Origin of the sequence: Actinomyces urogenitalis DSM 15434, assembly GCF_000159035.1 — a bacterium.
Taxonomy (GTDB): Bacteria; Actinomycetota; Actinomycetes; order Actinomycetales; family Actinomycetaceae; genus Actinomyces; species Actinomyces urogenitalis.
Map to the genome: position 1 here is coordinate 432852 of NZ_DS999576.1, position 4700 is coordinate 437551.

The window sequence follows — 4700 nt, forward strand, 5'->3', positions numbered from 1 at the left end:
CGAGATCCTGGTCCCGGTGCTGCCACCCGACGCCGAGGCCGTGGCAGCCTGGCTGACGGGTCTGCGCGGGGCGAAGGTGGAGCTGCGCGTGCCCCAGCGCGGGGACAAGGCCGCGCTCATGGACACGGTGCGCAAGAACGCCGAGGAGGCCCTGCGCCTGCACAAGACCCGCCGCGCCGGTGACCTCACCCAGCGCTCCCAGGCGCTGGAGGAGCTGGCGCAGGCATTCGACCTGCCTGAGGCACCGCTGCGCGTGGAGTGCTACGACATCTCTCATACCCAGGGCACCTACCAGGTCGGTTCCATGGTCGTCTTCGAGGACGGTGCACCGCGCAAGTCCGACTACCGTCGATTCCTCATCCGCGGCCAGGACGGTCACGGCGCCACCGACGACACCGCCGCCATGCACGAGGTCCTCACGCGTCGCTTCAAGCGGCTGCTGGCCGAACAGGGCCAGGAGCTCTCCCAGGAGGACGCCGAGCTCGTGGGAGAGGAGGGCGATGGCGTCGCGCTCGCCTCGGGCCCGATCGACCCCGAGACCGGACGGGCCCGGCGCTTCTCCTACGCGCCCAGCCTCGTCGTCGTCGACGGCGGCCTGCCCCAGGTCAACGCCGCGCGTGCGGTGCTCGACGAGCTGGGCGTCGACGTCCCGCTCGTGGGGCTGGCCAAACGGCTGGAGGAGGTGTGGGTGCCCGGCGAGGAGTTTCCCGTCATCCTGCCGCGCACCTCACCGGCGCTCTACCTCCTGCAGTACCTGCGCGACGAGTCCCACCGCTTCGCCATCACCCACCACCGCTCCAAGCGGAGCAAGGGCATGACGCGTTCAGTGCTCGACGACATCGCTGGGCTGGGCCCAGCGCGCCAGGCGGCCCTGCTCAAGGAGTTCGGCTCGGTCAAGCGCCTGCGCGAGGCCAGCGTCGAGCAGATCTCCCAGGTCAAGGGCATCGGGCCGGCGCTGGCGGCGGCGGTCGCCGAGCACCTGGGAGCCCAGGGCCGCTAGCGCGGCCGATCAGGCGGGCTGGGCGGTCTCGGGCGTGGGGCAGGTCGTCACGACGACGCTGCCTGCCGCGCGCTGGGCCCGCTCACGCGCGACCTCCACCTCTGCGGCGCTGGCCACGGCCACGCCCATCCGCCGGCCGGGGTGGGCCACGGGCTTGCCGAACAGGCGCAGGTCGGACTCGGGCTCGGCCAGGGCCTGCTCGATCCCGCTGAAGCACACACCGTGGCCGGCCTCCAGCGGAGACTTGACGACGGCGGAGGCCGCGGGGGAGCGCAGCGAGGTGTCCACCGGCAGACCGAGCAGCGCCCGGGCGTGGAGCTCGAACTCACTGAGCCGCTGGCTGGCCAGGGTCACCAGCCCGGTGTCGTGCGGCCTGGGGGAGACCTCGGAGAAGAGCACCTCCTCACCCACGACGAACAGCTCGACGCCGAACAGGCCCCAGCCTCCCAGCGCGCCGGTGACCTTGGCCGCGACCTCCTCAGCCCGCTCTATCGCGGCGGCAGGCAGGGCCTGAGGCTGCCAGGACTCCACGTAGTCGCCGTCGACCTGACGGTGGCCGATCGGCTCGCAGAAGCTGGTCACGGTCTGGCCGGTGCGCGGGTCGCGTGAGCGGACGGTGAGCAGCGTGATCTCGGTGTCGAAGTCCACGAAGCCCTCGACGATCACCCGACCGCGGTCCACGCGGCCGTCCTGGGCGGCGTAGCGCCAGGCATGCTCGATCTGGCTGGCCTCACGCACCACCGACTGGCCGTGGCCGGAGGAGGACATGACGGGCTTGACGACGCAGGGAAGACCAACCCGCTCCACCCCGGCCCGCAGCTCGTCCAGGCTCGAGGCGAAGACATAGGGGCTGGTCGCCAGCCCCAGCTCCTCGGCGGCCAGGCGCCGGATGCCCTCGCGGTCCATCGTCAGCCGCACGGCGCGGGCGGTGGGCACCACGCGGACCTCGCCTGCCGCCTCAAGCTCGACCAGGGCGTCGGTCGCCAGGGCCTCGATCTCGGGGACGACGATCTGCGCGCCGCAGGAGCGGATCGCGCCGGCCAGCGCGACCGGGTCGGACATGTCCACGGTCAGCGCGTTGTGGGCCACCTGCTGGGCCGGGGCGCCGTCATAGCGGTCGATCGCGGTGACCTCGACTCCCAGGCGCGTGAGCGCGATGGCCACCTCCTTGCCGATCTCGCCGGACCCGAGCAGCGCGACGCGGGTGGCGTCCTGCGTCCACGGTGTACCGATCCTCGTGCCCAACGCCTTCTCCTTCGCTGGTGGGTCGTCCCGACCCTGCCTTCATTCACGGCGGGCACCGGGCCCACGCGGGCACCACGCTACCGGCGTTAGTGCCATGATCAGGTCATGGACGCCCACGACACCACCCCTGCTGCTCCAGCCGCCGCGCCCTCCAGCGACACCGTCCCCTACGGCATCCCAGCGATCGACCGGGCCACCCCGCCGGTCTCGCCTGCTCAGCGTCCCGAGATGCTCGTGGTCACCGGAATGTCTGGAGCCGGGCGCTCGCGCGCCGCCAACGCCCTGGAAGACCTGGACTGGTACGTGGTGGACAACCTCCCTCCCCAGCTGCTTCCGGCCCTGGCCGGCATGATGACGACGGTGGGCGCGGGTGTGCACCGCCTGGCCGCGGTGGTGGACGTGCGCAGCCGTGAGTTCTTCGCCAGCTTCATGCAGTACCTCAGCCAGCTGCGCGAGGCCGGTACGACGGTGCGCCTGATCTTCCTGGACGCCTCCGACTCCATCCTCATCCGCCGCTTCGAGTCCTCCAGGCGCCCTCATCCTCTCCAGGGCACCGGCACGATCCTGGACGGCATCGCCCACGAGCGCACGCTGCTGGCCGGGCTCAAGGGACAGGCCGATGACGTGATCGACACCACCAACCTCTCCGTCCACGACCTGGCCCGACGCATCCGCGAGCTCGTGGCCAGCGAGTCCGATCTCGCCCTGCGGGTGACGGTGAGCTCCTTCGGCTTCAAGTACGGCATCCCGATGGATGCCGACCACGTCCTGGACGTGCGTTTCATCCCCAACCCCTACTGGGTCACCGAGCTGCGGCACCTGACCGGGCGTGACGCGCCGGTGGCCGAGTACGTCTTCCGCCAGGAGGGGGCTGCCGCCTTCGTCGACGGCTACGCCGACCTGCTCGTGCCGGCACTGCCGCACTACGTTGACGAGCTCAAGCCCAACGTCATGATCGCCGTGGGATGCACCGGCGGCAAGCACCGCTCGGTTGCCTCGGCCGAGCGGATCGCCGCCAGGCTGCGTCTGCAGGGATTCAACGTCGTCGTCCAGCACCGCGACCTAGGGAGGGAGTAGCCGTGAGCGAGCTCCAGCACCGCGCCACCACCCTCGACTCCGCCGGCTGGCGGCGCCGAGGCGAGGAGGGACCCGCCGTCGTCGCCCTGGGAGGCGGCCACGGACTGAGCGCCACCTTGCGGGCGCTGCGCCACGTCACCCACCGCCTGACCGCGGTGGTCACGGTCGCTGACGACGGCGGCTCCTCAGGACGACTGCGCCAGGAGTTCGACTGCCTGCCGCCGGGGGACCTGCGCATGGCGCTGGCCTCGCTGACCGACGACTCGGAGTGGGGACTGACCTGGCGCGACGTCCTTCAGCACCGTTTCGCCGGCCAGGGGGAGCTGGACAACCACGCTCTGGGCAACCTGCTCATCCTGGCCCTGTGGCAGCTGCTCGGTGACGAGGTCGAGGGCCTGGACTGGGTGGGACGCCTGCTGGCGATCCACGGGCGGGTGGTACCCATGAGCAGCTCACCCCTGGTGATCGAGGCTGACGTCGTCGACGCCGCCCGACGCCGGCGGGTGCGTGGCCAGGTGGCGGTGGCCACGGCACGCGGGCGGCTGGAGAACGTCTGCCTAGAGCCCTCTGACGCCGTCGCCCATCCCGAGGCGGTGCGCGCGATCGACGAGGCGGACTGGGTGGTCCTGGGACCGGGCTCCTGGTACACCTCGGTGCTGCCGCACCTCATCCTGCCCTCGATGCGCCAGGCCCTGATGTCGACCAGCGCCCGCAAGGTGGCGGTCCTCAACCTCTCGACCCAGCGCGGTGAGACCGACGGCATGAGCCCGGCCGACCACCTGCGTGTGCTGTCCGACTATGCTCCAGGTTTTGGCCTGGACGTCGTCCTGGCCGATCCCTCCACTGTCGACGACCTGGACTCTCTGGCCCAGGTGTGTGAGCAGATGGGGGCGACCCTTGTCCTGCGTCAGGTACGGTCCGGTGACGGAAGCTGCCTGCATGACCCGCTGCGGCTGGCCGCCGCCTTCCGTGACGCCTTCGACGACGTCCTGGGAGACGTTGAGGCCGACCGGCGGGCCGAGCAGGAGCAGGCCTTGTGAGGACCACACTGGAAGGAGCATCTCCATGTCGCTGACGGTCACCGTCAAGGACGAGCTGGCGCGCGTGGTACCTGGCCCCATGCCCCAGCGGCGCGCCGAGGTCGCCTCGATGCTGCGCTTTGCCGGCGGACTGCACATCGTCTCCGGTCAGATCGTCGTCGAGGCTGAGCTGGACCACGGCGGGGCGGTACGGCGCCTGCACCGCGAGCTCAAGGACCTGTACTCCCTGGAGCCCGAGGTCATGGTGGTGCGCGGAGGCTCGCTGCACCGCGGATCGCGCTACGTGCTGCGCGTGAGCGAGCGGGGGCGTGACCTGGCTCGGCTGGCGGGGCTCGTGG

Annotated in this window: 5 protein-coding genes; 4 read left to right on the forward strand and 1 reads right to left on the reverse strand. The window is 71.3% G+C overall.

From position 1 onward, the window contains the following. On the forward strand, window positions 1-1000 hold a 1000-nt coding region (gene uvrC, locus HMPREF0058_RS10040), incomplete at its 5' end, for an excinuclease ABC subunit UvrC (RefSeq protein ID WP_006549682.1). A 9-nt stretch (window positions 1001-1009) separates the two neighbouring features. Here uvrC and purT read toward each other — a convergent pair. Next, entirely contained in the window at window positions 1010-2245 is a 1236-nt protein-coding gene (gene purT / locus HMPREF0058_RS10045) for a formate-dependent phosphoribosylglycinamide formyltransferase (RefSeq protein WP_006549683.1), read from the reverse strand. A gap of 105 nt (window positions 2246-2350) precedes the next feature. On the opposite strand from purT, the gene rapZ reads away from it, so the two are divergent. From rapZ to whiA, 3 genes are all read left to right on the forward strand, one after another. Next, window positions 2351-3322 carry an RNase adapter RapZ gene (gene rapZ / locus HMPREF0058_RS10050; RefSeq protein WP_006549684.1) on the forward strand — a complete coding sequence of 324 codons (972 nt, stop codon included), beginning with the start codon at window positions 2351-2353 and terminating at the stop codon, window positions 3320-3322. Window positions 3323-3324: 2 nt separating this feature from the next. Then, window positions 3325-4362 carry a gluconeogenesis factor YvcK family protein gene (locus HMPREF0058_RS10055; RefSeq protein ID WP_006549685.1) on the forward strand — a complete coding sequence of 346 codons (1038 nt, stop codon included), beginning with the start codon at window positions 3325-3327 and terminating at the stop codon, window positions 4360-4362. A 25-nt stretch (window positions 4363-4387) separates the two neighbouring features. Beyond that, a partial coding sequence (gene whiA, locus HMPREF0058_RS10060; protein ID WP_006549686.1) for a DNA-binding protein WhiA occupies window positions 4388-4700 on the forward strand: 313 nt, incomplete at its 3' end.

Bases quoted from the DNA above. Each gene is read 5' to 3' on its own strand.
- rapZ (WP_006549684.1), top strand. From the start codon at position 2,351: ATGGACGCCCACGACACCACCCCTGCTGCTCCAGCCGCCGCGCCCTCC.